Origin of the sequence: Paenibacillus sp. cl123 (assembly GCF_900101595.1) — a bacterium.
GTDB lineage: Bacteria > Bacillota > Bacilli > Paenibacillales > NBRC-103111 > Paenibacillus_G.
Map to the genome: position 1 here is coordinate 98,784 of NZ_FMYY01000004.1, position 22,564 is coordinate 121,347.

Annotated in this window: 22 protein-coding genes; all 22 read left to right on the top strand. The window is 55.0% G+C overall.

Annotated elements, in window-relative coordinates; genetic code table 11:
* Nucleotides 1-47: 47 nt before the first annotated feature.
* Nucleotides 48-833: a DUF3388 domain-containing protein gene (locus BLR08_RS09595; RefSeq protein ID WP_072328992.1), complete on the top strand. Its 786-nt coding sequence runs from the start codon at nucleotides 48-50 to the stop codon at nucleotides 831-833.
* A gap of 58 nt (nucleotides 834-891) precedes the next feature.
* Complete coding sequence (locus BLR08_RS09600) at nucleotides 892-1,764, top strand: helix-turn-helix domain-containing protein (RefSeq protein ID WP_072329216.1); 873 nt, start codon at nucleotides 892-894, stop codon at nucleotides 1,762-1,764.
* A 116-nt stretch (nucleotides 1,765-1,880) separates the two neighbouring features.
* Nucleotides 1,881-2,372: a YajQ family cyclic di-GMP-binding protein gene (locus BLR08_RS09605; protein ID WP_072328993.1), complete on the top strand. Its 492-nt coding sequence runs from the start codon at nucleotides 1,881-1,883 to the stop codon at nucleotides 2,370-2,372.
* A 150-nt stretch (nucleotides 2,373-2,522) separates the two neighbouring features.
* Nucleotides 2,523-3,851: a 30S ribosomal protein S12 methylthiotransferase RimO gene (gene rimO, locus BLR08_RS09610; RefSeq protein WP_072328994.1), complete on the top strand. Its 1,329-nt coding sequence runs from the start codon at nucleotides 2,523-2,525 to the stop codon at nucleotides 3,849-3,851.
* Nucleotides 3,848-4,426: a CDP-diacylglycerol--glycerol-3-phosphate 3-phosphatidyltransferase gene (pgsA, locus tag BLR08_RS09615; protein ID WP_072328995.1), complete on the top strand. Its 579-nt coding sequence runs from the start codon at nucleotides 3,848-3,850 to the stop codon at nucleotides 4,424-4,426. The genes rimO and pgsA overlap by 4 nt, the downstream gene beginning before the upstream one ends.
* A gap of 82 nt (nucleotides 4,427-4,508) precedes the next feature.
* Nucleotides 4,509-5,756, top strand: coding sequence for a competence/damage-inducible protein A (locus BLR08_RS09620; RefSeq protein ID WP_072328996.1), 1,248 nt, complete (start codon nucleotides 4,509-4,511; stop codon nucleotides 5,754-5,756).
* A 347-nt stretch (nucleotides 5,757-6,103) separates the two neighbouring features.
* Entirely contained in the window at nucleotides 6,104-7,153 is a 1,050-nt protein-coding gene (gene recA / locus BLR08_RS09625; RefSeq protein ID WP_072328997.1) for a recombinase RecA, read from the top strand.
* 67 nt (nucleotides 7,154-7,220) lie between these two features.
* Nucleotides 7,221-7,937, top strand: a complete 717-nt coding sequence (locus BLR08_RS09630; RefSeq protein ID WP_072328998.1) for a RecX family transcriptional regulator — start codon at nucleotides 7,221-7,223, stop codon at nucleotides 7,935-7,937.
* Between the two features lie 248 nt (nucleotides 7,938-8,185).
* Nucleotides 8,186-9,736 carry a ribonuclease Y gene (rny, locus tag BLR08_RS09635; RefSeq protein ID WP_072328999.1) on the top strand — a complete coding sequence of 517 codons (1,551 nt, stop codon included), beginning with the start codon at nucleotides 8,186-8,188 and terminating at the stop codon, nucleotides 9,734-9,736.
* A 162-nt stretch (nucleotides 9,737-9,898) separates the two neighbouring features.
* Nucleotides 9,899-10,693, top strand: coding sequence for a TIGR00282 family metallophosphoesterase (locus BLR08_RS09640; protein WP_072329217.1), 795 nt, complete (start codon nucleotides 9,899-9,901; stop codon nucleotides 10,691-10,693).
* Between the two features lie 128 nt (nucleotides 10,694-10,821).
* A complete protein-coding gene (locus BLR08_RS09645) occupies nucleotides 10,822-11,082 on the top strand; it encodes a stage V sporulation protein S (protein ID WP_006286829.1) in 261 nt (86 codons plus the stop codon).
* Nucleotides 11,083-11,253: 171 nt separating this feature from the next.
* Nucleotides 11,254-12,192, top strand: coding sequence for a dipeptidase (locus tag BLR08_RS09650; protein WP_072329000.1), 939 nt, complete (start codon nucleotides 11,254-11,256; stop codon nucleotides 12,190-12,192).
* Nucleotides 12,193-12,420: 228 nt separating this feature from the next.
* Nucleotides 12,421-14,172, top strand: a complete 1,752-nt coding sequence (locus BLR08_RS09655; RefSeq protein ID WP_072329001.1) for a 2-oxoacid:acceptor oxidoreductase subunit alpha — start codon at nucleotides 12,421-12,423, stop codon at nucleotides 14,170-14,172.
* A complete protein-coding gene (locus tag BLR08_RS09660) occupies nucleotides 14,160-15,026 on the top strand; it encodes a 2-oxoacid:ferredoxin oxidoreductase subunit beta (RefSeq protein WP_072329002.1) in 867 nt (288 codons plus the stop codon). The genes BLR08_RS09655 and BLR08_RS09660 overlap by 13 nt, the downstream gene beginning before the upstream one ends.
* 115 nt (nucleotides 15,027-15,141) lie before the next feature.
* The gene (gene pduL / locus BLR08_RS09665) at nucleotides 15,142-15,714 is read left to right on the top strand and encodes a phosphate propanoyltransferase (RefSeq protein WP_072329003.1); all 573 of its coding nucleotides are present in this window, start codon (nucleotides 15,142-15,144) and stop codon (nucleotides 15,712-15,714) included.
* 90 nt (nucleotides 15,715-15,804) lie between these two features.
* On the top strand, nucleotides 15,805-15,999 hold the full coding sequence (locus tag BLR08_RS09670; RefSeq protein ID WP_072329004.1) for a hypothetical protein: 195 nt from the start codon (nucleotides 15,805-15,807) through the stop codon (nucleotides 15,997-15,999).
* 201 nt (nucleotides 16,000-16,200) lie between these two features.
* Complete coding sequence (miaB, locus tag BLR08_RS09675; protein ID WP_072329005.1) at nucleotides 16,201-17,793, top strand: tRNA (N6-isopentenyl adenosine(37)-C2)-methylthiotransferase MiaB; 1,593 nt, start codon at nucleotides 16,201-16,203, stop codon at nucleotides 17,791-17,793.
* A gap of 19 nt (nucleotides 17,794-17,812) precedes the next feature.
* A complete protein-coding gene (locus BLR08_RS09680) occupies nucleotides 17,813-18,256 on the top strand; it encodes a YlbF/YmcA family competence regulator (RefSeq protein WP_072329006.1) in 444 nt (147 codons plus the stop codon).
* A gap of 143 nt (nucleotides 18,257-18,399) precedes the next feature.
* Entirely contained in the window at nucleotides 18,400-18,864 is a 465-nt protein-coding gene (gene nikR / locus BLR08_RS09685) for a nickel-responsive transcriptional regulator NikR (protein WP_072329007.1), read from the top strand.
* A 158-nt stretch (nucleotides 18,865-19,022) separates the two neighbouring features.
* Nucleotides 19,023-19,208, top strand: coding sequence for a hypothetical protein (locus BLR08_RS09690; protein ID WP_072329008.1), 186 nt, complete (start codon nucleotides 19,023-19,025; stop codon nucleotides 19,206-19,208).
* A gap of 114 nt (nucleotides 19,209-19,322) precedes the next feature.
* Nucleotides 19,323-19,760 carry a YmaF family protein gene (locus BLR08_RS09695; protein WP_083536807.1) on the top strand — a complete coding sequence of 146 codons (438 nt, stop codon included), beginning with the start codon at nucleotides 19,323-19,325 and terminating at the stop codon, nucleotides 19,758-19,760.
* Nucleotides 19,761-19,908: 148 nt separating this feature from the next.
* A complete protein-coding gene (hrpB, locus tag BLR08_RS09700; RefSeq protein ID WP_256257475.1) occupies nucleotides 19,909-22,434 on the top strand; it encodes an ATP-dependent helicase HrpB in 2,526 nt (841 codons plus the stop codon).
* Nucleotides 22,435-22,564: the final 130 nt, after the last annotated feature.

The window sequence follows — 22,564 nt, forward strand, 5'->3', positions numbered from 1 at the left end:
TAGAATAATTGTCTAGCCCCAAATTCAAACCGATCGGAGCTCGCGCTATGATAATTGGAACAGAATCGAATGAAATGAAGCAATGGTATATGGAGTACCGTATACATAAAAACCGCCCCGGCCTGCTCGGCGATATCGCTTCCCTGATGGGGATGCTCGATATCAATATTGTGACGATCAACGGGGTGGAAGACCGCACGCGCGGCATGCTGCTGCAAACCCGGGATGAAGAAAAAGTGGAACTTATGGGTAAAATGTTAAAGAAAGTGGATAATATAACGATAACGGCGCTTCGCACGCCCAAGCTGGTCGATATTTTGGCTGTTCGCCACGGCCGGTACATCGAGCGCGATTCGGATGATAAGAAAACATTCCGGTTTACCCGCGATGAGCTGGGGCTGCTGGTCGATTTCCTGGGCGAGGTATTCAAGCGGGAAGGCAATCATGTTGTCGGTCTGCGCGGTATGCCGCGGGTAGGAAAGACGGAGTCCATCATCGCCGGCAGCGTATGCGCCAACAAGCGATGGACGTTCGTATCCTCGACGCTGCTGCGCCAAACGGTCCGCAGCCAGCTTTCAGAGGACGAGATGAATCCGAACAATGTGTTTATCATCGACGGCATTGTGTCCACGCTGCGCTCCAATGAAAAGCATCATACTTTGCTGCAGGATATTATGGCTATGCCGTCTACCAAAGTGATTGAGCATCCGGATATTTTTATCCGCGAATCGGAATATACGTATGAACACTTCGACTGCATCGTCGAGCTTCGCACAACCCCTGAGGAAGAAATTAGCTATGAATCGTTCACCGGAGGCTTCGACAGCTATTAGCAGCGGACCGGCTTCGGTAGTAAAAGCCTGATGACACATACTTGGAAGGATGATGGGCGTGACAGATCTTGGTCTGCTATTGAGAAAAGCGAGAATGGAAAAGAAAATATCGCTCGACGATCTCCAGGAAGTGACCAAAATCCGCAAACGCTATCTGGAAGCGATCGAAGAAGGCAATTATAAGGTGCTTCCCGGCAACTTTTATGTGCGGGCTTTTATCAAAAGTTATGCCGAGGCCGTGGAGCTGGATCCGAATGAAGTTCTAAATATGTATCAGAACGTCCTTCCTCCGCCGGAGACCGAGCAGCCGGAAACGACCGTCCGCACCAAGCGAACGGGAGCGCTGCGCAATACGGAGAGAATCGGCAAGTGGGCGTCGAACATTATGGTGATTTCGTTTGTGGTGCTGATTCTGGGCATCATCTACTACTTTATGAGCATCAACTATAAAGGAACCAGCGATGCCAGCGAGGATCTGCCCAAGAAGATCACGGACAAAGCGGAGTCGCCCGGACAGCTTACCGCATCCGGAGCGACGTATCAGAACGCTCCTCCCGGAGGAGCGGCTGTGACTCCGCCTGTCGTGCAGCCCCCTCCGGCACAGCCCGAGAACGATGTCAAGCTGGCCAAAAGCGAGCGGGGCACGGATTATTACACCGTCACCGGAACGGGCAGCTTGAAGATCGAGGTGAAGGTGACGGGCGATCAGTGCTGGTTGAAGATCGACGCATTGACCGATCCGAGACAGCAGCTGTTTGAAGGGACGCTGAAGAACGGCGACAGCAAAAGCTGGGAGCTTACGAGCGCAGCCGCTCTGCGCTTCGGCAAGGCCAGCGCGATTGAAATCACGATTAACGGCCAAACCTTCCCTGTGGGCGATCAGGCGAACGTAAAAAATGTGCAGGTGGATTGGCAGAAGCCTGCGGCATAACGAGAGAAACGGGAACAGACATGCGATGCCTTTGTGCATCGGGTGTCTTTTTTGTTAAAATAGGAGCGGATGCAAGTTGAAAGGGTAAAACTGAACATGGAAGGGTGCAGGGGAACATGAGTAGTGAAAGTTCGTTTGATATCGTATCGAAGCTGGACATGCAGGAGATGAACAATGCGATCAGCCAGGCGGAGAAGGAGATCGCCACGCGATTCGATTTCAAGAACAGCAAAAGCAGCATAACGCTGGAGAAGGAAGAGCTGGTCGTGATCTCCGACGATGATTTCAAGCTACAGAACGTGCTGGATATTCTCCAGTCGAAGATGGCCAAGCGCGGCATTTCGCTCAAAAACCTGGAATACGGGAAGGTAGAGGCCGCCGCGGGCAGCACGGTGCGTCAACGCATCAAGCTGAAGCAGGGAGTCGATCAGGATAACGCCAAGAAGATCAATATTTTGATTCGCGACTCCAAGCTGAAAGTTAAAAGCCAAATTCAAGGAGATCAAATCCGCGTGACCGGCAAAAATAAAGACGATCTTCAGCAGATCATCCAATTGCTTCGCAAGGCCGATTTGCCGCTGGAGCTGCAGTTTATCAATTTCCGCTAGTCCGGGCCGGCAGTCCGCAAACCCGGCGAACTACCTTGCGGTGAGCCGCTGCAGGGTTTTTCGTAATTTTGACACTCTTCGCGGGGTTATATTATACTTGGTACAAACGTTTAGAAGTAAAAGGCATGAAGCCGTTCTGGAGGAAAGTTCATGACAGAGAAAGTGAAAGTTGTAACACTCGGCTGCGAGAAAAATCTCGTCGACTCGGAGATTATGTCCGGCCTTGTTCACGAACGCGGGTACCAGCTTGTAACCGACAAGGAAGAGGCGACCATCATTATCGTCAATACCTGCGGCTTTATCGATGCGGCCAAGGAAGAGTCCGTCAACACCATTCTGGATATGGCGGAGCTGAAGGAAACGGCGAGCCTGAAGGCGCTGATCGTATCGGGCTGCCTGACGCAGCGCTATAAGAAGGAATTGATGAACGAGATGCCCGAGATCGACGGCATTGTCGGTACGGGCGATTTTGATAAGATTAACGATATCATCGATGACGCGCTTGCAGGCAAAAGGCCTATTCTCATCGGCAACCCGGTATTTAACTATGATAAGAAGCTGCCGCGCCGCGTATCCACTCCTCGCTATACGGCTTATGTCAAAATTGCCGAGGGCTGCGATAACGCCTGTACGTTCTGCAGCATTCCGATTATGCGGGGGAAATTCCGCAGCCGGAGCATCGAATCCATTCTGGATGAGGTTGCCCAACTGGCGGCCCAAGGCGTGAAGGAGATCAGCCTGATTGCCCAAGATTCCACGAATTATGGAACGGATATCTACGATTCCTTCATGCTGCCGACGCTGATGAACCGCGTCAGCGAGGTGGAAGGAGTCGAGTGGGTGCGTCTTCACTATGCGTATCCCGGCTTCTTCACGGATGAATTGATCGAGACTATCGCGTCCAACCCTAAGATCTGCAAGTACATCGACATGCCGCTGCAGCACAGCGAGGACAGCATCCTCAAACGGATGCGCCGGCCGGGCCGCCAGCGCGATACGCGCGAGTTGGTCCGCAAAATTCGCGAACGCATCCCGGGCGTATCCTTGCGCACTTCGCTAATCGTCGGGTTTCCGGGCGAGACGGAGGAAGACTTCGAGAACCTCAAGGCTTTCGTCCGCGAGGTACAATTCGACCGCTTGGGCGTGTTTACGTACTCCAAGGAAGAGGATACGCCGGCCGCGCGGCTTCCGGATCAGATTAAGGAAAGCGTGAAGGATTACCGCGCCAACGTGCTGATGGAAATTCAACGGGAAATTTCCAATGAGCGCAACAGCAGCAAGATCGGACAGGTCATCGACGTCTTGATCGAGAAATATGACGGACGCAACGATGTATATGTCGGACGTTCGCAATTCGACGCTCCGGAGATCGACGGCGAGGTATTTGCCAGAGGGACAGATCTGCAGATCGGGTCCATCGCCAAAGTACGGGTCACCCACTCATTCGAGTTTGATTTGTCCGGGGAGGTCGTGGCATGAATCTAGCCAACCGGATTACGGTGGCGAGAATTTTCCTGGTTCCCATCATCATGTTTTTCCTGCTCGTCAACGTGAAGTTTCCGCATGTTCGCATCGAGCAATTCACGATCACCTACAATCAGATTATCGCGGCGCTCATTTTTATCATCGCGGCCAGCACGGACAGTCTGGACGGTTATATCGCTCGCAAGCATAAGCTGGTCACCAATCTCGGCAAGCTGCTTGACCCGCTGGCAGACAAGCTGCTCGTATCCGCTGTGCTCATCTCCCTGGTGGAGATGGGCAAGCTGGATGCATGGATCGCCATCGTGATCATCAGCCGCGAATTTGCCGTAACGGGGCTGCGTCAGATTGCGCTGCTCGAAGGCATCGTCATGGCGGCCAGCAAATGGGGCAAATGGAAAACGGGCGTGCAGATTACCGCTATCATCGCGTTGCTGGTCAACAATTTCCCGTTTGCGTTCATCGACTTCCGCTTCGATCTGATCGCAAGCTGGGTCGCCGCCATCATTACGCTCTATTCGGGTTTTGATTACTTTATCAAAAATAAGCATGTGCTGAACTTCAGAGAGTAGCGGGCTGCGAGGAAGGGCAAGCAGAACGGTCTGCACGCCGCTTGCCTCGGCCCGGACATACATAAATCGGAAGGGGATCGGGATGAAAGCTGAGATTATAGCCGTCGGTACCGAGCTGCTGATGGGACAGATTGCGAATACAAACGCTCAGTATTTATCCCGGGGATTGGCCGAGATCGGGGTGGGCGTCTATTTCCACACGGTCGTAGGCGACAATGCCGGCCGGATCAAGGATGCGCTGGCCATTGCGGCGAGCCGCGCCGATCTGATCATCTGCACGGGCGGGCTTGGACCGACACAGGACGACCTGACGAAGGACGTGCTTGCCGAAGCGCTGGGACGGCGTCTGCTCATTCACCAGCCTTCCATGGATAAAATAACGGATCTGTTCGCAAGCCGCGGCATGCCTATGGTGGAGAGCAACGCCCGCCAGGCGCTGATGCTGGAGGGCAGCGACCCGCTCGCCAACGAGACGGGGCTGGCCGTCGGCAACGCGCTTACGCATGATGGCATTCACTATATCGTGCTGCCGGGACCGCCGAGAGAGATGAAGCCGATGTTCGATCACGGCGTCAAGCTTTGGCTGCAAACGCGCTTCGAGGGATTGCAGCCGCTGCATTCCGTCATTCTGAAGTTCGCCGGCATCGGCGAGTCGCTGCTCGAACATCGTCTGATCGACCTGATTGACGCTCAGACGGATCCGACGATTGCCCCATACGCCAAAGAGGGCGAGGTGGCGATCCGGCTGACGACGCGCGCTGCAACGGCCGAGGAGGCCGCCTCCAGGCTGCAGCCGCTGGAGTCGGAGATCCGCAGCCGTCTGGGTGAGTTCATCTATGCGTCCGAGGACATGTCGCTAGAGGAGTTTATCGTCCGCAAGCTGAGCGATCAGAAGCTTACGCTCGCTGTGGCGGAGAGCTGCACGGGCGGCCAGCTCAGCGATCTGCTGACGGCGGTTCCGGGCGGACTGGGCGCTTTCGCGGGCGGGGTCATTACCTATACGAATGAAATCAAGCGCGATGTGCTGGGGGTGCCGGCCGAGCTGCTGGAGGGCGAAGGAGCTCCCGGCGCGGTGAGCCCCGAGACGGCCAAAGCGATGGCGCAGCGGGTCATGGAGCTGTGCGGCACCGATTACGGCCTGTCGGTGACGGGCGTAGCGGGTCCTGACGGAACGGAAGGCAAGCCGGTAGGGCTCGTATACGTCGGCATAGCGGCGCGCGGAGAAGCGCCGGACGCCGTAGAGCTGAAGCTTGCGGGCAACCGGCCTACGATCAAGCTGAGGGCGGCCAAAAGCGCGCTCTATCAGCTGTGGCGGCGTATGAAGGGCTAAAAGCTGGTGAATAAGATGCCGGAGAGCCGGTAGGGGGTTGAAACCGCAAGGGGAACCCCTATCGGCCGCCGGCCGCTTTTGTTCTCCGGACTTCTAGAAGAAGGCCTCAGGCGCGAGGCGTTTTTTGCTGACCGGCTTCGTCCGGATATTTGCAAAACATAGTTGCTGGCGGCTAGAAAATAAAGTATAATAGAGTTATGCGGAAGCACCGTAACAACTTCAACCCTTGTTACGGTTTTTATTTGGATTCCGATGCGAATGTATGTTCGAAAAATAGCTTGGCAAACCTTTCAAAAACCGTTATGATGGTACTATCATAGAAATTATAAGAAGAGGAAGTGAGTCTCTTGACGGATCGTAAAGCAGCTTTGGAAAATGCTCTTCGTCAAATTGAGAAGCAGTTTGGCAAAGGTTCGATTATGAAGTTGGGTGAATCCACCCATATGCAAGTAGAAACGATCCCTAGCGGCTCTCTGGCGCTGGATATCGCACTGGGCATCGGCGGTTTTCCGCGCGGAAGAATCATTGAGGTGTACGGCCCGGAATCATCCGGTAAGACGACGGTCGCTTTGCATGCGATCGCCGAGGTGCAGAAGGCGGGAGGAACGGCTGCCTTTATCGATGCCGAGCATGCGCTCGATCCGCTGTATGCCAGCAAGCTGGGCATCAATATCGACGAGCTGCTGCTTTCGCAGCCGGATACGGGCGAACAGGCGCTTGAGATTGCCGAAGCACTCGTACGCAGCGGCGCGGTGGATATCATCGTTGTCGACTCCGTAGCGGCTCTTGTGCCGAAGGCTGAGATCGAAGGCGAGATGGGCGACTCTCACGTCGGTCTGCAAGCCCGTCTGATGTCGCAAGCTTTGCGTAAGCTGTCGGGGGCCATCAACAAATCGAAGACGATCGCCATCTTCATCAACCAGCTTCGCGAGAAGGTCGGCGTTATGTTCGGGAATCCCGAGACGACTCCGGGTGGACGAGCTCTGAAGTTCTACTCCTCCGTGCGTCTGGACGTCAGAAGAATTGAGACGATTAAGCAGGGCAATGATATGGTCGGCAACCGGACGCGGATCAAGGTTGTGAAGAATAAGGTAGCTCCTCCGTTCAAGCAGGCCGAGATTGATATCATGTACGGTGAAGGCATCTCCCGTGAAGGCAGCCTCGTCGATATTGCGACGGAGATGGACATCATCCAGAAGAGCGGAGCCTGGTATTCGTACAACAATGACCGGTTGGGTCAAGGCCGGGAGAATGCGAAGCAGTTCCTCAAGGAAAATGTTCATGTGGCTGACCTGATCGAGAAGAAAATTCGCGAGAACAGCAATTTGATTGCCGTGACAGGTCCCAATACGGACGATGAGATGGAAGACGAAGAAGAATTGGCAGTATTGGAATAGTAGGCAGGGAGCACCTTTTCTTCTGGAGAAGGTGCTCTTTTGTCATTAAGACGGGAGGGGTTACAGGGTGACGGAAGAACAGGAACAGCAGGAGCAGGCGCCGGTAGGAGGCGTTATTACGAAGATCGAGCGGCAAGCGCGGTCCAAGCAGCGGTATAATGTGTTTCTGGACGGCTTATTCGCGTTTTCCGTGCATGAGGATCTGATGGTGAAGTTTCGCTTGCTCAAGGGCGCTTCCATAGAGCCGGGGGAATACGAGCATATATTGATCGAGGAGGAGCGCCACAGGGGTTACTCCAGTGCCCTCAGGCTGCTGTCAAGCCGGCTTCGGTCCGAATATGAAATAAGAGAGCGTCTTAAGCGGAAGGAATTTGAAGCGGAAGTTATCGATCATGTGGCGGCGCGGCTGAAAAACGAAGGTTATTTGAACGATGAGATGTTCGCCGAGATGCTGACCAAGCAAAGATCGGAGTCCCATAAGAAGGGGCGCCATTGGATCAAGCAGGAGCTTCAGCAGAAAGGCATTCCAAAGGAGCATATAACGAATGCGCTTGAGCAGGTGGATGAGGCGGTTGAAGTGGAGGCGGCTTACCAACTGGCGAGCAAGCGTTACCGCAAGGACTGGGAGGAAGATCGGCTGAAGGCACGCCGGAAAATCGCCGGCTTTCTGCAGCGTCGCGGCTACTCGGGCAATGTTGTCAGCAAGGTCATGGCAAAAATGCCGGCTGCATCAGGCGACGAGGATTGGCATGAGTTTCCGGAACAAAGCGATTTTGACGAATAAATGCCGGTTCTGTCCCCTAATTGCGTGCATATTATAAAGGTCCGGCGTTAACGGCTTGACAAGCTTTCTTCACAACCTATAAAATGTTGTTGTACATTCCTGATACACGGAGTCGTGCTTTGCCAGCCCAAAGCAACGATTCGCAAAGTAAAATCGCCAATTTTTACTTTACTACAGCAAGCTGATTGGATTAAAAACCTGAATATCCCAAGCTTACCCCTTGGAGAAACAACGAGGGAGGTGAACTGATGCCTACACAAGACCTAGTCATCTGGATCCTGATCGTTCTCGTTGTTGGTGCAATTTGCTTTGGGATCGGTTATTTTATCCGCAAGTCCCTTGCAGAAGCGAAAATTTCCAGTGCTGAACAGGCCGCTCTGCAAATCGTGGAAAATGCACGTAAAGAAGCGGAAGCACTGAAAAAGGAAACGGTTCTCGAAGCCAAAGACGAAATTCATAAGCTGAGAACCGAAGCTGAAAAAGACATTCGTGACCGTCGGAATGAAACTCAACGACAAGAAAGACGATTGTTGCAAAAAGAGGAATCGCTGGATAAGAAATTAGAATCCCTGGAACGCAAAGAAGAGCAGGTCGCCAACAAAGAGAAACGAATCGAAGAGACCCAATCGCAGATTGATCAGATCTACCGCGATCAGGTTTCCGAATTGGAGCGAATCTCCGCGTTAACGATGGATGATGCCAAACAAATCATCTTGAGCAACGTAGAGCAGGAAGTTCGCCATGAAACCGCGCAGCTCATTAAGGAGATCGAGCAGCAGGCCAAGGAAGAAGGAGACAAGAAAGCAAGAGACATCATCACGCTCGCTATTCAGCGCTGCGCGGCGGATCATGTTGCAGAAACGACCGTATCCGTTGTTTCCTTGCCTAACGAAGAGATGAAGGGACGCATCATCGGCCGGGAAGGACGCAACATCCGCGCCCTGGAAACATTGACGGGGATTGACCTGATCATCGATGACACCCCTGAAGCGGTCATTTTGTCCGGATTTGACCCGATTCGCCGTGAGATCGCCCGTACGTCGCTGGAGAAGCTGGTGGCTGACGGACGGATACATCCGGCCCGAATCGAAGAGATGGTGGAGAAATCCCGCAAGGAAGTGGACGAGCGGATTCGCGAGCATGGCGAGCAAGCTACGTTCGAAACCGGCGTTCACGGTCTTCATCCCGATCTTATCAAGATCCTGGGCCGCTTGAAATTCCGTACAAGCTATGGACAGAATGTCCTGAAGCATTCCATGGAGGTCGCTTATCTGGCCGGTCTAATGGCGGGAGAACTCGGAGAAGACGTGACATTGGCGAAGCGTGCCGGGCTTCTTCACGACATCGGCAAAGCGCTCGACCACGAAGTGGAAGGCTCGCATGTGGAGATCGGTGTGGAGATCGCCAAGAAGTATAAGGAGCATCCGGTCGTTATCAACAGTATCGCATCGCATCACGGCGATACGGAAGCAACCTCGGTCATTGCAATGCTCGTCGGCGCAGCCGATGCGTTGTCCGCAGCAAGACCGGGAGCGCGCAGAGAAACTTTGGAAACTTACATCAAGCGTCTGGAGAAGCTTGAGGAAATTTCCGAGTCGTTCGAAGGCGTTGAGAAATCATTCGCTATCCAGGCCGGACGAGAAGTTCGCGTCATGGTGCAGCCGGAGAAGGTCGACGATACCGAAGCATTCCGATTGGCGCGTGACATTACGAAGAAAATCGAGAATGAGCTGGACTATCCGGGACATATTAAGGTTACGGTCATCCGGGAAACCCGCGCGGTCGAATACGCCAAATAACAGCTTCACTTACGAAGAGAAGTGGCACTCAAGCCACTTCTTTTTCTGAGCTTTTCTTAAAATTCGGGGTTCCCGCAAAGTACCTGAATGTGCACCCGGAGCCTTGAGCCCCACTTTGTGGGGTTATTTTGCGTTTTGCCCTATTATAAGGAGGTTTTGAGCATCAGACTGTTATTTATTGGAGACATTGTCGGTTCGGTCGGGCGCAAAGCGCTGAAAACCTGCCTGCCGAAGCTGAGAGCCAAATACAATCCGACCTGGATTGTGGTGAATGGCGAGAATGCGGCTGCAGGCCGCGGCATTACGGCCGCGATCACCCGTGAATTTTTTGAACAAGGCGTTCAGGGGATCACGATGGGCAATCATACATGGGATCAGAAGGACATCTTCGAATTTATCGATGATGAGCCGCGGCTTGTCCGTCCGGCAAACTTTCCTGCCGGAACGCCCGGAGCGGGGATGACGTTTATCGGATCGAAGGATAAGGAATTGGCGGTCATTAATCTGCAAGGGCGCACGTTTCTGCCTCCTCTGGACTGCCCATTTGCCAAGGCGGACGAGCTGGTGAGCATGGCCCGCAAGCGTACGCCGTATATTTTCGTGGACTTTCATGCGGAAGCTACGAGCGAGAAGCTGGCGATGGGCTGGCATCTGGACGGCCGAGTATCGGCGGTGGTTGGGACGCATACCCATGTTCAGACGCATGATGAGCGTATCCTGCCCCAAGGCACGGCCTATTTAACGGATGTGGGTATGGTCGGACCCCGGGACGGGATACTTGGGATGGAGCGCGAGGCCGTCATGTACAAATTCAAAACTTCGCTCCCGGCAAGATTTGTAGTTGATGAAGGAACCTGGCATTTTCACGCGGTATGCATCGACGTGAACCCGGAGACAGGCCTTGGACAGAAGCTGCAGCTGGTGCGAATGACCGAGGACGATCTGCTGTTTGAATAGCCTCGGATAATTGACTGAACATTCTAAGTTTTTCGATAACGCCATCTTCGGGTAGAAGGAATTAACGGCAAATTCCTAGAATATGATGAATACTGGAAGCTATCATCATTCCCGAGGAGGTACTTTTCATGGAAGTATTAAAAGTTTCAGCAAAATCCAACCCAAATTCCGTAGCTGGCGCGCTTGCCGGTGTGTTGCGCGAACGTGGGGCAGCCGAGCTCCAAGCCATCGGCGCAGGGGCGCTTAATCAAGCTATTAAAGCCGTAGCGATCGCCCGAGGATTTGTGGCTCCCAGCGGGGTTGATTTGATTTGCATACCAGCGTTCACCGATATAGTCATTGACGGAGAGGACCGCACTGCGATCAAATTGATCGTGGAGCCGAGGTAGTGCGGGTGTTCCTACGGCAGGAGCTTACGAGCCGCTCACCAAATGGCATGAGCTGCTATTATGAGATTGAATAGAGCGTCAAGCGTGGAAACCCGAAACACCTGTTTACCCAGTAGACAGGTGTTTTGAGCTGTATGCCATCACATACGATGATCGGGAGGCTGATCGCTTATGATTGTTATCGACGGGCATTGCGATGCGCTGCTCAAAATGTACGAAGACCCTTCCCTCGACTTTTTCTCCAGCGGCCCCAGCGGTCTTGATGTGACGTACCCCCGGATGTGCCGATCCAACATTAAGGTGCAATTTTTTGCCATTTATTTGTCCGAGCGTATAAAGAACCCGAGGTTTGATCATTACTTGGAATATGCGGACTTGTTCCATCGCACAATCGCCGCCGGCGGACGCGTCCGGCCGATCAAAACCCGCCGCGATCTGGAAGCCGTGATGAACGGACCGGAGCGAGGAGCGCTGCTGACTTTGGAGGGGGCGGACGCTTTGCAGGGGAATCCGCTGTACCTCAGGACGCTGTACCAGCTGGGAGTAAGACTGATCGGGACAACCTGGAATTATGCCAACTGGGCGGCGGACGGCGTTTTGGAGCCGAGACAAGCCGGGTTCACGCGCCAAGGAAAATCGTTCATCAAGCAATGCAATGAATTGGGCATTGTGCTGGATGCCTCGCATTTGTCCGTTCGCGCTTTCTGGGATTTGGCCGAATGCTCGAACAAGCCGTTTGTGGCGACCCACTCAAATAGCAAGGCTGTTTGCGGACATCCGCGCAATCTGGACGACGATCAGATCCGGGAGCTGATAAGGATCGGCGGGCGAATAGGGCTTACCTTCGTCCCATGGTTTGTTGCCGCTCAAGGTGCTTCGATCACCGGCTTGCTGAAGCATATCGACCATATTTTGTCGCTCGGAGGTGCGGGGGCTCTGACGCTCGGGTCTGACTTTGACGGGATTGACCGCTGGATTCCCCAGCTTGAACATGCCGGACAGTTTGATCGGCTCGCCCTTGAGCTGTACAAACGGTATCCCGACGATATCGTGGAAGGCATCCTGCATGCGAACTGGCATTCGTTCCTGATGGAGCAGCTTCCGGCTTAATAAAACGTTAACATCTTTTTTGGAGATGCAAGAGGACTAAACTATTCTCAACCCGATATGGATATGATCTAAAATAACTATGTTTGATTTTTGTCGAAAACCCTTGCAATTTACCTTGTGAAGACATAGAATTTGGGTGACAACTGAAAGATGCTTTGTACCATCGTCTTTCAGACGATCAAGTAGGTGCAGCTGCAAGGGCAGCGAATTTAAAAGGAGTGGACAGCGGTGATTAGCCAATTATCTTGGAAAGTCGGAGGTCAACAGGGGGAGGGCGTGGAAAGTACCGACAAAATTTTTTCCACAGCTTTGACCAGACTGGGGTATTATTTGTACGGATACCGCCACTTTTCCTCGCGGATTAAAGGTGGGCATACGAATAACAAGATCAGAATCAGTACGAAACCGATTCGCGCGATTTCCGACGATTTGGACATACTTGTGGCTTTTGACCAAGAAACGATCGATGTAAACGCTCACGAGCTTCGCAATAACGGCGTGATCATCGCCGATGCGAAGGTTAACCCTACGGTGCCAGAAGGGGTTAACGCAAGATTGTTTGCAGTTCCGATTACGGCTATCGCTGAGGAGCTGGGCACTTCCCTATTCAAGAACATGGCTGCTTCCGGCGCATCCTGGGCATTGCTCGGCTTGCCGCTCGAAGTGTTTAATAAAGCAGTAGAAGAAGAGTTCGGACGCAAAGGTCCGGCTGTCGTTGAGAAAAATATCGAAGCGGTCCGCAAAGCGGCTGAATTCGTGCTAGAGCTGACGGGCGGTCCTCTTCCCGAGTTCCAGCTGGAGCCTGCAGACGGCAGACAAAAGCTGTTCATCATCGGCAACGATGCGATCGGCCTTGGCTCCGTAGCTGCCGGATGCCGCTTCATGCCCGCATATCCGATCACGCCTGCTTCCGAGGTTATGGAATATCTGATCAAGACGCTGCCTAAATTCGGCGGTACCGTTATTCAAACCGAGGACGAGATTGCTGCCTGTACGATGGCCATCGGCGCCAACTACGGCGGCGTGCGCGCTCTGACGGCATCCGCAGGCCCGGGCTTGTCGCTGATGATGGAAGCGATCGGCTTGGCCGGCATGACAGAAACGCCAGTCGTCATCGTGGATACGCAGCGCGGCGGTCCATCCACGGGTCTGCCGACGAAGCAGGAGCAATCCGACGTGCTGGCTATGATCTACGGTACGCATGGTGAGATTCCGAAGGTTGTTCTCTCCCCGTCCACGATCGAAGAGTGCTTCTACGATACGATCGAAGCGTTCAACCTGGCGGAAGAGCATCAGCTGCCGGTTATCCTTCTGACGGATCTGCAGCTGTCTCTGGGCAAGCAAACGAGCGAGCTGCTTGATTACAAGCGGATCCAAGTGAAACGCGGCAAGCTGCAGCAGGGCGAGCTGCCTCCAACCGCAGAGAATCAAATGTTCAAGCGTTATGAGTTCACGGAAGACGGCATCTCCCAGCGTTCCGTGCCTGGCCAGAAGTACGGGATTCACCATGTGACAGGCGTTGAGCATGCGGAAGACGGCCGTCCGTCCGAAAGCCCGATCAACCGCAAGAAAATGATGGATAAGCGTCTGGGCAAGATGAAAAATATCAAGGTGACGGACCCGATCAAGGTGGATGCTCCTCACGAAACGCCGGACCTGCTGATCATCGGCATGGGCTCCACAGGCGGTACAATCGACGAGGCGCGCGGCCGCTTGGCCGAGAAGGGCATCAACACGAACCACATCACGGTTCGCTTGCTTCACCCGTTCCCGGTCGAAGAAATTCAGCCTTACCTCGAGAAAGCGAAGCAAGTCGTGATCGTAGAGAACAATGCGACCGGCCAGCTGGCTTCCCTGATCAAGCTCAACGTAGGTTATGCCGAGAAAATCAAAAGCATGCTGAAATACGATGGCAACCCATTCTTGCCAGCTGAAATCACTACATTCTGTCAGGAGCTGAACCTAGTATGGCAACGTTAAAAGACTTCCGTAACAACATCAAACCGAACTGGTGCCCTGGCTGCGGAGATTTCTCCATCCAAGCAGCCATCCAAAGAGCGGCTGCCGGCGTAGGTCTGGAGCCGGAACAGCTTGCTGTCGTATCGGGTATCGGCTGCTCGGGCCGGATCTCCGGTTACATCAACGCCTATGGCTTCCACGGAATTCACGGACGTTCGCTGCCGATCGCGCAAGGTCTGAAGATGGCTAACCGCGAGCTGACAGTTATCGCTGCCGGCGGAGACGGAGACGGTTTCGCTATCGGGATGGGGCACACGGTGCATGCCATTCGCCGCAACATCAATATTACGTATATCGTCATGGATAACCAGATCTATGGCTTGACCAAAGGCCAAACTTCACCGCGTTCCGCGGAAGGCTTCAAGACGAAATCAACGCCATCCGGTTCGATCGAATCCGCTTTGTCCCCGCTTGAGGTAGCTCTTGCGGCAGGCGCAACTTTCGTAGCCCAGTCGTTCTCGAGCAACCTGAAGCAGCTGACCTCACTGATCGAAGAAGGCATGAAGCATGAAGGCTTCTCCTTCATCAACGTATTCAGCCCTTGTGTAACGTTCAACAAAGTAAATACGTACGAGTGGTTCAAGGAAAATATCGTCGATCTGGAAGAAACGCCGGATTACGATTCGTCCAACCGTGCGATGGCCATGAATAAAATCATGGAAACAAACAGCCTCGTAACCGGTCTGATCTATCAGGACAAAACGAGAAAAAGCTATGAAAATCTGGTTGCCGGCTTTAAGCCGGAGGGCCTGAACAAAGCCAATCTCGAGCTGACAGAAGCAGAATTTGATAAATTGGTGTCCGAATTCAAATAAGCGCAGCTTAACAAGCAGGCATACGGCTTAGGCCGTATGCTTTTTGTTTGCGTTCAGGGTATAATGAGAGGGAGGGCAAAGGCAAAACGATAGAGAGAGCGAGGAGAGAACGCATATGAAACAAGTACCGATCGGCGTATCCGCCAGACATATTCATCTGTCTCCCGAGCATATCGAGGCTTTATTCGGCAAAGGTTATGAGCTGAAGGCGATGAAGGATTTATCTCAACCGGGACAATATGCAGCCGAGGAGACGGTAGCCGTCGTCGGCCCGAAGGGGCGCTTTGATAAAGTACGGATACTTGGCCCCGCACGTCCCAAGTCGCAGCTGGAAATATCCCGCACGGATGCTTTTGCCCTTGGCATGAAGCCCCCGGTAAGGGAGTCCGGCGATATTGAAGGCACGCCGGGGATTCGGGTCATCGGGCCGGCCGGCGAGGTCGAGCTGGAGCAGGGCGTGATCGTAGCGGCGCGGCATATTCATTTTCATACCGAAGTTGCGGCAAACTGGGGAATTGCGGACAAGCAGCTGCTGACGGTGCGTGTGGAGGGCGAGCGTTCGGTTATTTTCGAGCGGGTTGTGGCTCGGGTATCGGAGCAGTACGCGCTGGACATGCATATCGATACGGATGAAGCCAATGCGGCTGGCGTCCAGACAGGCGATCTGGCGACCATCTTGTCTACATAACTTCCCCAAAAAACGGAGGAATGCTTGTTTCACCTTTCGCCCAGGCGGTTAAGAATAGTCATGTCCTATTCTATGGAGGTGGCTAGACGTATGGGTAAGAACCAGGCAGACAAGCCATTAAACAAGTTTGACGACAACGGGCAGCCGAAAAACAACCTCAGATCGTTTATCGAAGAGCTGGATCCTCAGGAGAAGGTGAATGAGGGCCATCAAAATCAGCCGGCTACAAGCCGGTACGTTGACCAGCAGAACAAGATGATTGACCAATATAACTTGCGCAAATAAAGACGAAAGACCTCAGTCCCCCCCCCCCGGATTGGGGTCTTTTGCATGTACGGATCCGGCCGGGTGGGGATTTGTACGAATATTGCCTTTTTCCCGAGATGGATATCATAGAGTCGGAATGCTATAATGTTGTATTGGATTAAGTTGTATCAGATTGCTTATCGCAGGATGGTTTTGATTATAGAGGGGACGTGAAGCAGCATGAAGAAGGAGAGCCAGCATACATCGGACTTAAAATCCGACAAGGTGAAGGACTACTCCAAGTATTTTGATTTCTCCGATGCGAAGGTTGTATCCGAAGGCGACGGCAAGACGACGTACCGGATTAAGGGAAGAAATATTCAGATCAATTCCCAGCCGGATTTGGCCGAAGGAAAGCGCAGAGGCAAGGAATCGATCGAAGTCCATTATGACTTCGGCATCCCGCAGGACATGAAGGAGTTCGGTCAAGGCAAATTTTATCAGATCGTCACTTATGGCTGTCAGATGAATGAGCATGACACCGAAACTATCAAGGGCATGTTGGAGCAGATGGGCTATCAGTCCACGGACGACCGCAAGCAAGCCGATATGATTTTGCTGAATACCTGTGCCGTGCGCGAGAATGCCGAGGACAAGGTATTCGGCGAGCTTGGCCACCTGAAGCATCTGAAGCTGGAGAAGCCGTCGCTTATACTTGGCGTCTGCGGATGCATGTCGCAGGAGGAAGGTGTCGTGAACCGGATCATGACCAAGCATCCGTTCGTCGACCTTATCTTCGGCACGCATAATATTCACAGGCTGCCGGTGCTGCTCAGGGACGTGTCCTTCAACCGGGAGATGGTTGTCGAGGTATGGTCCAAGGAAGGCGATATCATCGAGAACATGCCCAAGAAGCGCGAGGGCATCAAGGCATGGGTCAACATCATGTATGGCTGCGACAAGTTCTGTACTTACTGCATCGTTCCGTATACGCGTGGCAAAGAACGCAGCCGCCGGCCTGAGGACGTCATTGCCGAGGTTCGCGAGCTGGCGCGGCAGGGCTTCAAAGAAATTATGCTGCTCGGGCAAAATGTCAATGCGTACGGCAAAGACTTCGAGGACATCGAATACCGGTTCGGCGATCTGATGCAGGATGTCAGCAAGATCGATATTCCGCGTGTGCGGTTCACGACAAGCCACCCGCGCGACTTCGACGACCACCTGATCGAGGTGCTGGCGAAGAAGGGAAATCTGATGGAGCATATCCATCTGCCGGTGCAGTCGGGCAGCAATGAAATTTTGAAGCGCATGAGCCGCAAATACACCCGGGAGCTGTATCTGGAGCTTGTCGGCAAGATTAAGGCCGCCATGCCGGATGTCGTGCTGACCACCGATATTATTGTCGGCTTCCCAGGCGAGACGGACGAGCAGTTCGAGGAGACGCTGGCGCTCGTGCGCGAGGTCGGCTATGACAGCGCATATACCTTTATCTATTCGCCTCGCGAAGGAACGCCTGCGGCGGATATGAAGGACGATATCCCGTCCGAGGTGAAGAAGCAGCGTTTGTACCGGCTGAACGACACGCTGGGCGAATACAGCAAGGCGGCCAACGAACGGCTGCACGGCCAGACGCTGGAGGTGCTGGTTGAGGGCGAGAGCAAGAACAATGATAAGGTGCTCGCGGGGCGGAGCAGAACGAATAAGCTGGTGCATTTCGAAGGGCCGAAGGAGCTTATCGGGCAATTCGTACAGGTGCGCATCACCGAGACGCCAACGTTTTATATCAAAGGGGAATGGGTTCAGGAAGCGGCAGTAAGTTCACAACTTGGATAAGAAGGGACGTGTCCACCTAATGGCAGAGCAAAAATATAACGACTGCGGCATGGAGCTGTATACGAATACCGAGATGATCGTCGGCGAAGACATCCTGGCGAAGGCCAAGGAGCTGGCGGAGATGCTGGCGACCTCCAACGAGGTCCAGTTTTTCCAGCAGGCGGAGAAGCAGATTGCCGGCAATGACCAGATCCAGACGCTGATCAGCGCCATCAAGAAGAAGCAGAAGGAGATTGTAGCCTTCGAATCGTTTCAGAACCAGAAGATGGTCGACAAGATCGAAGGGGAAATCGAAGAGCTCCAGGACCAGCTGGATTCGATCCCGATCGTCAGCCAATTCAAGCAGTCTCAGGAAGATATCAACTACTTGCTGCAGCTGGTAATGGGCGTTATCCGTGATTCGATCTCGGAGAAAATCAATGTGGAAGAAGCCGATGCCGTGGGCTCCGGCTGCTCTGAGTAGCGGCCGGACTTGGCAAGCGGCGGAAGCCGCGGCGTAACAAGGCCGAGCGAAGACCTTCTACCTGTCGGATGGACGGGGGAAGGTCTTTTTGCCTGCGGGACGTTGTGATAAAATGAGCAGCAGAGACAGGACGAGGTGATCGCTTGGAAAAAGATATATTAACGCGCTTCGGCGTGTCTATGCCGGAGGAGCTGGTCAAGCAGTTCGATGTGTATCTGGCGGAAAAAGGGTATCCGAACCGGTCGGAAGCGATCCGGGATCTGGTGCGCCGCGTGCTGCTGGAGCCCGGAGGCTTGCAGGCAGACCGTCCGGTGGCGGGAACGATCGTGATGGTGTACGACCATCATATCTCCGATCTTCCGCTTACTCTGATCGAGCTTCAGCATGATTATCATCATCAGATTATTTCGACCATGCATGTTCATCTTAATCATCATCAATGTCTGGAGATTTTGGTCGTTCGCGGCTTGCATGCCCAGCTGGAGGAACTGAAGCGGCGCATTCAGGTGTTGAAGGGCGTGCATTATGCCGAATTGTCGGTTACGTTCCTGGACCCCCATGACAGCCCCGCCGAGCACGCGCACAGCCATGGAGATGACAAGAAATAAGGCGGCATGCTTGGGAAGAGGAGCCATATCCGGCTCCCGTCAATAAATTGTCATGGGTCGGGAGCGAAGCGTCTAGGCTTCGAGGCCGAATTGTGGTATTTTGGTAATCGTCAGGACCCACCAAAGTCCTATTGCGAAGTGAAGGGGTATGAGAGCGAGTGGCAACGATTATCATGCTGGTTTGTTTGATTATTATGGGAACCTTTTTCAGCCTTGCGTTTTTGTTCGCTTTCCAGAAGAAGAAGACTGCTGCGCTGCTGATGCTGGCGCTCGGACTGATCAGTTCCTTTTTGTTTTATTATGCGATCTACAAGGGCTGGATTGCGCTGCCTGAGCAAGGATAATCCGGCTCGGCGCGAAACGGTTGAGAGTTAGTTGTGAGGGGCAAAGCATGATTGGGCCGCTCTCCCGCGTATACTGGGCGTATATGCCCCTGCGCGGGAGAAGGGCGGAGCAATATGAGCGAATTTATACGCATAGACAACAATCGCGGCATCGTGCAGCCGGTGGTTCAGACAACAGAGGCCCCGGCTTTTGCGCATGCCCATTATTTTCAGACGATTACGGACGTCACGCTGGATCATGCCCATCGGATGGAGCTGTTTACTTATCCGGTGAACGGCAATTCCACCGATGGGCATGTTCATACGTTTCAGGGACATACGCTGATGGCCGACGGACATTTCCACCGGTATGTCGGAACGACGGGACCGGCTGTCGGACTGCCAAACGGCGAGCATTATCATAGAATTGTGTCCCGGGTGGATGATGAGCCTTTCATTACGCAGGGCAATTTCTATACGACGATCTTGACGATACCGAGGCACACTCACACTTACAGCGGTGTGACCGGCCGAGGGATCGGATCTGCCGTTGACCCGGAGAGCGTGAGTTAGGAAAAGGACGGATCGAAGCTGCAGTTGAGCCGGAGTTGAGACGGGAAAGGCAACGGATCGAAGCTGCAGTGAACAGGCAGGAGAGCGTAAGCTGTCCGAACCGAGCGACGCCCGGCGTGGATAGACGGAGTACAGGAGGCAAGCGGAAGTGACTAATACGTATACATTGCCCATAGACGCCATGCTGCCCGAAATTCGAAGCACGCTGGAGCGGCAAACGAGAGCCGTGCTTGTCGCGGAGCCGGGGGCGGGCAAAACGACGAGGATACCGCTCGCGCTGCTGAACGAGCCTTGGCTGCAGGGACGCAAGCTGCTGCTGCTGGAGCCGAGACGGCTGGCGGCCAAGGCAGCGGCCCGGCATATGGCGGAGGCTCTCGGGGAAGCGGTCGGAGAGACGGTCGGCTATCGCGTTCGGCTGGAGACGAAGGTGAGCGGAAGGACGCGGATCGAGGTGATCACGGAAGGTGTGCTCACGCGGATGCTTCAGCATGATCCGTCGCTGGAGGAGGCGGGGATCGTGGTGTTTGACGAATTCCATGAGCGCAGCCTGCAGGCCGATCTGGGCCTCGCCCTCTGTCTGGAAGCGCAGGACGCGCTCCGGGATGATCTGCGTCTGCTGGTCATGTCCGCGACGCTGGATGCGGCCGCCGTATCCGGTCTTATGGCCGACGCCCCGGTGCTTGTCAGCGAAGGGAGAACCTTCCCGGTTGAGACCCGGTATATGCCCCCGCTGCGGAGTCAGGAGCGGATGGAGCAGGCGGTCGCTCGAGTTGTCGAGACGGCTTGCCTGGAGGCCGAGGGGGACGTGCTCGTCTTCCTGCCTGGCGCAGCCGAAATTCGCCGCGTGGAGGCGCTGCTCGCAGGACGGCCGGGACTCGCCGGCATTCGGCTTGCGCCGCTGTACGGCATGCTGCCTCCCCAGGCGCAGGAGGCGGCGCTGCGGGCGGGGAAGCCTGGCGAGCGCAAAATTGTGCTGTCCACGCCCATAGCCGAGTCCAGCCTTACGGTAGACGGCGTGCGCATCGTGGTGGACAGCGGGCTGATGCGGGCTCCGCGATTCTCGCCGCGCACGGGCATGACCCGGCTGGAGACGCAGCGGGCGTCCCGCGCTTCGGCGGATCAGCGGCGCGGGCGGGCGGGCCGCCAAGCTCCGGGCATCTGCTATCGCGTATGGTCCGAGGCGGAGAATCGGATGCTGAGCGAGCATCGGACGCCGGAGATCGCCGAGGCCGATCTGGCCCCGCTGGCGTTGGAGCTGGCAGCCTGGGGAGCCGCCGACCCCGGCACTCTCCGCTGGCTGACCCCTCCGCCTGCGGGCGCCTATAGGCAGGCGCGCGAGCTGCTGCGCCAGCTTGGCGCGCTGGACGCGTCAGGCGCCTTGACCGCGCATGGGCGCCAGATGGCGGAGCTTGGGATGGAGCCCAGGCTCGCCCATATGATCCTGCGCGCGATCCCGCTGGGGCTTGGCGAGGCCGCCTGCGAGCTGGCGGCGCTGCTGCAGGAGCGGGACATCTTCCGCAGCGAGTCGGGGGGAGCGGATGCCGATCTGAGGCAGCGGTATGCGGCTCTGCGAAGCTTCATCCAAGGACTGCGGGCCGGAGAGCGCGGCTCTTCCGGGGCCGATGAAGCGGCCAAGCGCCGTGTGGTCGACGAGGCGGCCCAATGGAAGCGCAAGCTCAGCTTGAAGGGAAATGCCGGGCAGGGGGACGATTGCTGCGGCCTGCTGTTGGCTTTCGCATATCCCGACCGGATTGCCCAAGGCCGGGGCGACGGCCGATTTCAGCTAAGCGGCGGACGCGGAGTGGTCTTCGGCCGGATGCAAAGCTTGTCGATGGCCGCCTATCTTGCCGTGGCCGAGCTGGATGATCAGGGCACGGACAGCCGGATTCTGCTGGCGGCTCCTATCGCCGAGGAGGAGTTGTACCGCCATCTGGGGGATGCGATCACCAAGGAGTCGGTCGTTTATTGGGACGGACAAGCCAGGAATGTACGGGCTCGTCAGCGAGTCAAGCTGGGGGCGCTCACGCTGAAGGAGAATGTCTGGGAGAAACCCGACCCGGACGCGCTGCTTGCCGCCATGCTTGAGGGGATAAGGACGGAAGGGCTTCAGCTGTTGAACTGGTCGAAGGCGGGCCGCCAGCTGCGGGAGAGGCTGTCGTTCATGCACCGCCATACCGGTGATGGCCGGTGGCCGGATGTGTCCGATGAAGCGCTGCTTGCCACGCTGGAGGAGTGGCTTGGTCCCCACCTCTACGGCATGAAGCAGCGTGAGGAACTGCAGCGGCTGCAGCCGGCCGCTCTGCTGGAGGGGATGCTGTCGTGGGCGCAGCGTCAGGCGCTGGAGAGCCAGGCGCCCACTCACTGGACTGTGCCCAGCGGCTCGCGCATCCCGATCGATTACAGCGATCCGGATGCCCCGCTGCTGGCCGTGCGCTTGCAGGAGATGTTCGGCTTGCAGCAGACGCCGAGGCTGGCGGAGGGCAAAGTCCCCCTGGTACTGCATCTGCTGTCTCCCGCGCATCGTCCGGTTCAAGTGACTCGCGATCTGGCCAGCTTCTGGCGTGAGGCGTACTTTGAAGTCAAGAAAGACTTGAAGGGTCGTTATCCGAAGCATGTGTGGCCGGATGATCCGTTGTCTGCGGCTCCGACGAGCCGGGCGAAGCCGCGCGTTTGAGGCAAGCGGGTTCGAAAGCGGATGCAGGCGGATTAAAAGCGGGTGCACGCCGATATAAGCCCGTACAAGCCGGTACAGGCTGATCAAAACGGATGCAAGCCGGGACAATAAATTGCAAAAAAGACCGCCC

Bases quoted from the DNA above. Each gene is read 5' to 3' on its own strand.
- BLR08_RS09595 (WP_072328992.1), top strand. From the start codon at position 48: ATGATAATTGGAACAGAATCGAATGAAATGAAGCAATGGTATATGGAG.
- BLR08_RS09605 (WP_072328993.1), top strand. From the start codon at position 1,881: ATGAGTAGTGAAAGTTCGTTTGATATCGTATCGAAGCTGGACATGCAG.
- rimO (WP_072328994.1), top strand. From the start codon at position 2,523: ATGACAGAGAAAGTGAAAGTTGTAACACTCGGCTGCGAGAAAAATCTC.
- pgsA (WP_072328995.1), top strand. From the start codon at position 3,848: ATGAATCTAGCCAACCGGATTACGGTGGCGAGAATTTTCCTGGTTCCC.
- BLR08_RS09620 (WP_072328996.1), top strand. From the start codon at position 4,509: ATGAAAGCTGAGATTATAGCCGTCGGTACCGAGCTGCTGATGGGACAG.
- rny (WP_072328999.1), top strand. From the start codon at position 8,186: ATGCCTACACAAGACCTAGTCATCTGGATCCTGATCGTTCTCGTTGTT.
- BLR08_RS09645 (WP_006286829.1), top strand. From the start codon at position 10,822: ATGGAAGTATTAAAAGTTTCAGCAAAATCCAACCCAAATTCCGTAGCT.
- BLR08_RS09650 (WP_072329000.1), top strand. From the start codon at position 11,254: ATGATTGTTATCGACGGGCATTGCGATGCGCTGCTCAAAATGTACGAA.
- BLR08_RS09660 (WP_072329002.1), top strand. From the start codon at position 14,160: ATGGCAACGTTAAAAGACTTCCGTAACAACATCAAACCGAACTGGTGC.
- pduL (WP_072329003.1), top strand. From the start codon at position 15,142: ATGAAACAAGTACCGATCGGCGTATCCGCCAGACATATTCATCTGTCT.
- BLR08_RS09670 (WP_072329004.1), top strand. From the start codon at position 15,805: ATGGGTAAGAACCAGGCAGACAAGCCATTAAACAAGTTTGACGACAAC.
- miaB (WP_072329005.1), top strand. From the start codon at position 16,201: ATGAAGAAGGAGAGCCAGCATACATCGGACTTAAAATCCGACAAGGTG.
- BLR08_RS09680 (WP_072329006.1), top strand. From the start codon at position 17,813: ATGGCAGAGCAAAAATATAACGACTGCGGCATGGAGCTGTATACGAAT.
- BLR08_RS09695 (WP_083536807.1), top strand. From the start codon at position 19,323: ATGAGCGAATTTATACGCATAGACAACAATCGCGGCATCGTGCAGCCG.